The organism is Candidatus Cloacimonadota bacterium, assembly GCA_034661015.1.
In the GTDB taxonomy this organism is placed as follows: Bacteria; Cloacimonadota; Cloacimonadia; order JGIOTU-2; family JGIOTU-2; genus JAYEKN01.
Genome location: JAYEKN010000074.1, coordinates 1 through 5,296, shown reverse-complemented (window position 1 = coordinate 5,296; position 5,296 = coordinate 1). Strand labels below are relative to the sequence as shown.

At 36.0% G+C, this 5,296-nt stretch carries 5 protein-coding genes and 1 pseudogene; 5 read left to right on the top strand and 1 reads right to left on the bottom strand.

The window, feature by feature from the left end:
• The 5 genes and pseudogenes from U9P79_02615 to U9P79_02595 form a co-directional block, all read left to right on the top strand.
• On the top strand, positions 1–927 hold a 927-nt coding region (locus U9P79_02615), incomplete at its 5' end, for an ATP-binding cassette domain-containing protein (GenBank protein ID MEA2103522.1).
• The gene (locus tag U9P79_02610; GenBank protein MEA2103521.1) at positions 920–1,630 is read left to right on the top strand and encodes an ABC transporter permease; all 711 of its coding nucleotides are present in this window, start codon (positions 920–922) and stop codon (positions 1,628–1,630) included. The genes U9P79_02615 and U9P79_02610, both read left to right, overlap by 8 nt.
• Positions 1,631–1,650: 20 nt before the next feature.
• Positions 1,651–3,222, top strand: coding sequence for a GldG family protein (locus U9P79_02605; protein ID MEA2103520.1), 1,572 nt, complete (start codon positions 1,651–1,653; stop codon positions 3,220–3,222).
• Positions 3,219–4,133 (top strand): DUF4340 domain-containing protein, encoded by a 915-nt coding sequence (locus U9P79_02600; GenBank protein ID MEA2103519.1) that lies wholly within the window; start codon positions 3,219–3,221, stop codon positions 4,131–4,133. Before U9P79_02605 ends, U9P79_02600 begins: the two co-directional genes overlap by 4 nt.
• A gap of 497 nt (positions 4,134–4,630) precedes the next feature.
• Positions 4,631–4,858 (top strand): annotated as a pseudogene (locus tag U9P79_02595) (integrase core domain-containing protein).
• 120 nt (positions 4,859–4,978) lie between these two features.
• Here the strand turns inward: U9P79_02595 and U9P79_02590 are convergent.
• The coding region (locus U9P79_02590; GenBank protein MEA2103518.1) for a hypothetical protein at positions 4,979–5,296 on the bottom strand (318 nt) is incomplete at its 5' end.

Here is a 5,296-nt window from a genome sequence, read left to right as displayed (position 1 = left end):
AAATATTATGGTGATCTTCGTGCCTTAGATGATGTCTCATTCGATATTCCGGATAGCGGAATAATCGGTTTTTTGGGACCAAACGGTGCAGGGAAAACCACTACTTTAAAAATTATTACATGTTTCATGCCACCTACTTCCGGTACTGTCATTGTGGATGGGATGGACATTTCACAAAATTCGATTGATATTCGAAAAAAAATCGGTTATCTGCCGGAAGGAAATCCGATCTATCCTGAAATGAATGTTGTGGACTTCCTCTATTTTATCGCTAAATTGAAAAATGTGGATGAAGTCCTTATTCCAAAAAGAGTAAACCAAAAGATAAAAACTTATGGGATTGAAAGCGTTGTTCACAAAGAAATAGGCGAGTTATCCAAAGGCTATCGCCAGCGAGTTGCTCTTGCCGGTGCATCTATTCACAATCCCGAAATACTCATCCTCGATGAGCCTACAAGCGGACTTGATCCAAATCAGATCGTGGAAATTCGCTCACTAATTAAAAGACTTGGCAAAGAGAAAACCATCCTCATCTCCACTCACATTCTGCGAGAAATCGAAACTATTTGCGACAAAGTTATCATTATTGATAAGGGAAAAATCGCAGCAGATAGCACTCTCGAAGAGATACAATCTTCCTTCCACAATCAGAACCAAATCTATTTTGAGATCGAATCAAATACAAATATGCTGATCGAAGAATTCAACACAATCCCGGAAATCGAAAGCACACAGTTACATAGCCACGAAAACGGAATTTACAAATTGTATGTGAATTATGAGAAGGACGCAGATCTTCGCCCCATTCTTTATAATTTCATCAAAAAAAAGGATTGGACACTTCTGGAAATGCGAATGACACAGCAAAGTTTGGAAGATGTTTTCCGCAGATTAACCGAAACAAGAGAGGAGAGCGTTTATGAATAATATATCCACCATTGCAAAAAAAGAAATTCGTTCATATTTCTACTCACCGGCTGCTTACATCCTATTGGGATTCTTTTTGCTTTTGACCGGTTGGCTTTACGGCTCTCACCTGTTTTTAATCAAAGAAGCATCTCTGAGAAATATATTTCAACTCATTCCTCTTATCCTCATATTCCTCGTTCCGGCGATAACTATGCGGTCAATTTCGGAAGAACGCAATTCAGGAACGATCGAACTGCTTTGCACTTCACCGGTTCGGGATTCGGAAATAATTCTCGGAAAATTCTACGCTGCCTTTTTCCTTCTCTCCACTGCGATAATTTTTACACTTTTCTACGGAATTATTATTTCCTTTATCAGTTCGCCTGATTGGGGAATAATTATTGCCGCATATATCGGTTTGTTGCTAATGGGCGCTGCCTATAGTGCCATTGGAATTTTCGGAAGCACTATTTCCAAAAATCAGATCGTGGGCTTTGTTTTTTCCTTTTTTATCATCCTGATTTTCTATCTTATAGATAAATTCCTCTATCTCTTTCCTGCCTGGCTTGGTTCGATTTTACAATACATTTCCATTGATTTTCATTTCCAAAATATTGCTCGTGGAGTAATAGATTCTCGTGATGTAATTTACTACCTTTCCGTAATCGTCCTCTTCCTTTTCTTTGCACGGCAGTCGTTAACAAAGCATAAATATCTATAATACAAAAGGAGAATCTCATTATGAAAAATTTGGATAATACATTAAAAACGATATTGATAATTGCAATAATTATCATCATAAATCTCATCTCCCTTCAGATTTTCACCAGAATAGATATTACAAAAGGAAAAAAATATTCCATCTCGAAATACAGTAAAAATCTGGTGGGAAATCTAAAGGATAAACTTACGATCAAGGCATTTTTCACACCGAATATTCCCTCTCCCTACAACAAACTTGAGCGTGATGTTAAGGATAAACTCGAAGAATATAAGGCTTTCGCAAACCGATATTTCCAATTTGAATTTGTAAAAGATAAGGATAAAGAGAAATTCGTGCAAGAAGCCTCTCGCTACGGAATTCCGGAAGTTCGCGTCAATGCAATCGAAAAGGATGAAGCGGTTATCAAAAATGTGAATATGGGGCTGGTGATCATGTATGAAGATCGAACCGAAACTATTCCGGTAATCGAAGGAACCCAAAACCTTGAATATGATATTTCCGCAAAAATAAATAAATTAATCAAAAAAAATCTCCCTGAAGTTGGATTTTTGCAAGGACACGGCGAGCTGGATTTTGAGAATAAATTACAAAATATCAAAAAACAATTGGAAGCAAATTACGAGCTGAAAGCAATCAACCTTGCTGAAAATAAAACCGCACTGGAAGACGCAGAAGTGCTTGTTATTGCTGCTCCCAAAAGCAAAATCCCTCTTGATGAACAATACGCCATCGACCAATTTATTATGAAAGGTAAAAAAGTTCTTTTTATGATGGATAATGTGGAAGCGGATATTCAAACACAACCGCCAAAAGCGGAATTCTATCCCAACGATATGAACCTTTGGTTTGCAAATTATGGATTTAAAATAAATCGAGACCTTGTTTACGATGCTCAAAGCCAAAACGTTCAGGTTCAGCAAGTTATCAATAATAGGCGACATATCAGTTTTATGCGATATCCGTTCTTTATTCAGGTGGCGGACTTTAATAAAACCAATTTGATTGTGAAAAATTTGAATCCGATCACTCTCTTTTTTGCAAGTTCGGTGGACACTTCCTTTGCAGCAGAAAAGGGGATCAGGACAATAAAATTGGCTTCCTCCTCAAAGCGATCCGGTTTACAAGACGGGCGTTTGAATATTGCAGCTCAAAGAAATACTAACCTTAAATATGCTAAACAGAATATCCTGCTTGCTGCTCTTTTGACTGGAAATTTTTCCAGTTATTTTAGCGACAAATCACTTCCGGATAGTTTGAATATTGACACTTCCGGAATGATTAGAGATGGAAGCGAAAGCAGACTTTTGGCAATTGGAAACGCTCAATTCATTTCCGATGATTATTTATCGCAATCCAACGCCCTTTTCTTTGCCAATTCCATTGATTGGATGGCTCAGGAAAAAGGATTGATCCAGATTCGTTCCAAAAATATTGTTGCTCCAAAACTCGATGATATATCTGTTGGAGCAAAAAGTACGATAAAATTTATCATCAGATTCTTGCCGACCATTCTGATAATTTTATTCGGGATCATTATGTGGCAAAATAAAAAGAGGCGTTATAAAAGATTTGGAAGGTTTATGCAATGAAAAAACAAACAATCTGGCTAATAATAGCCCTGACGGTTTTGATAATTCTTTTTATAATTATAAAAGGATGCCAACCGAAATTAGAGCAAGCAACCGGAAGCAAATTCGCCTCTTTTGACACGCTTGGAATAACCAAAATTGAGATAGATGCCTCCGAAAATAATAAAGATGTGATTCTAACAAAAGCAGGAGAAACTTGGATGCTCACCTCCCCAATTGAATATAAAGCAGACGAACAGACTATAAAATATCTGATGAAATCTCTAAGCGAATTACCCTCAAATCCTGATATCATTTCAGAAAATCCGGAAAATCAGAGCAAGTTTGAAGTTGATTCCACAGGCACTGTTGTAAAAATATATGAGGATGAAAAAATCATTCTCGATTTAATAATCGGTAAAACGGATGAAATGGGTTCTCATACTTATTCCCGCGAAACCGATTCGGACAAAGTTGTTTCAATTCCGCAAAATCTTTCTTACAAATTTGAAAAAAAACCGGATCAATGGCGTGATAAAATTATCGTGGATATTCCTGCCGAAGACCTGAATATTATTGACATTGTTTATGCAAATAATCAAATTACTTACACAAATAATGATTCCGTGTGGACTATTGTGGAAAATGACGAATCTTTGAACGAATCTCCTGATAAATTACGTTCAATCACATCTGCGTTTTCACCCTTACGCACCTCACAATTTCAGGATGAAGAAACCGATATGGATTGGTCTGCTCCGGAAATGACAATCAAGATCGTTACTGCAACAGGAATGGAATATGTAATCCGTTTTCTTGCTAAAGACGATAAAAATATTTATATAAAAGTTGATGGAAACGATCAAATATTCATCACATCGAATTATATGATGACTCGATTCCAGAAAACTTTGGAAGATTATAAAAAATAGTAATTTGTCGGAGAATAGGCTTCGTTCTGCTGCATCTTGGTGGAATGGTCATTGCCGGTGAACGCTATCAGTCAACGAAATAAATTTATGGCGTAGTAATTCACAGTTGGGAATTATTACGCCATAAAATATTTGGAATGGATTTTTGTGTTAGATATGGACAGTCAACCTTAAAAGTATCCACCCCAATATAGATGACGTAATTACGAATTTAGAGATTACAAATGATAAAATATATAAACAGATGAAAAAAATATTTGGCTTCTGAATGTAGAAAACAAAAAAATCGGAGTGAAGAAGCCAAATAATTTTTTATTTCCTTACTCATTTTTTATATTTTTGTCGAGTAAGGAGGAAGATATTAGACAATCTATTATTGATACAAAAGGCAACAGACCTTGGGGAGCAAGAAGAATAAAAGAGATTCTTTCTCCATCTTATTCGCACCAAACTATTCACAAGAAATTAAAACAAGCCGGGAAGGTAAAAAACAAAAAATAGAACATAGATTAACTAAACCGAGAACTCCAAAGACTAATGGTATTGTTGAAAGAATGAATAGAAAAATTGAAGATAAAGTCTTAAAAAAAATAAGATTCGATAATTGTAAAGACCTGAAAAATTGTATCATAAAATATATTAATGATTATAATCTCTATATTAAACAGAAAAATTTTGACTATAAATCCCCTGTTAATTTCTTAAAAGGGTATGAAAAAATATAAAAATGCGAGGGCATAAATGCCCACGCTGAATCGAATAAAGCCGGATAAATCAGGCTGAAAAAAATGGCTGCTATGTAATGAGTATTATTCATAATACTTTTTTCGATTTAGCGTGGGGGTTTACCCCCTCGCAGACATTGTCCAAAAATCGGTAGTCAATAAAGAAGAAAATGCTCGATCCTCCAACTGGCGGATTCTCGGAATTGTCATAAGGTTTTGCAAGCTCACCGCCCATTTCTCGTTCCCAAACCCCAGCTTCGCAATCCGCCAGCTGGCGGATAAATCCTTAGCATAACAGCTTTGTCCAAAAAGACTTACGAATAAATCCAGACAAAATGCCATCAAATAAATCGATTTTTTTAGATGCATTCTTGAAAAAAATGTGGGGGATGAGAACATCAATGTTAGGCAAAACTTGACATAAAATTTAATAGAAGA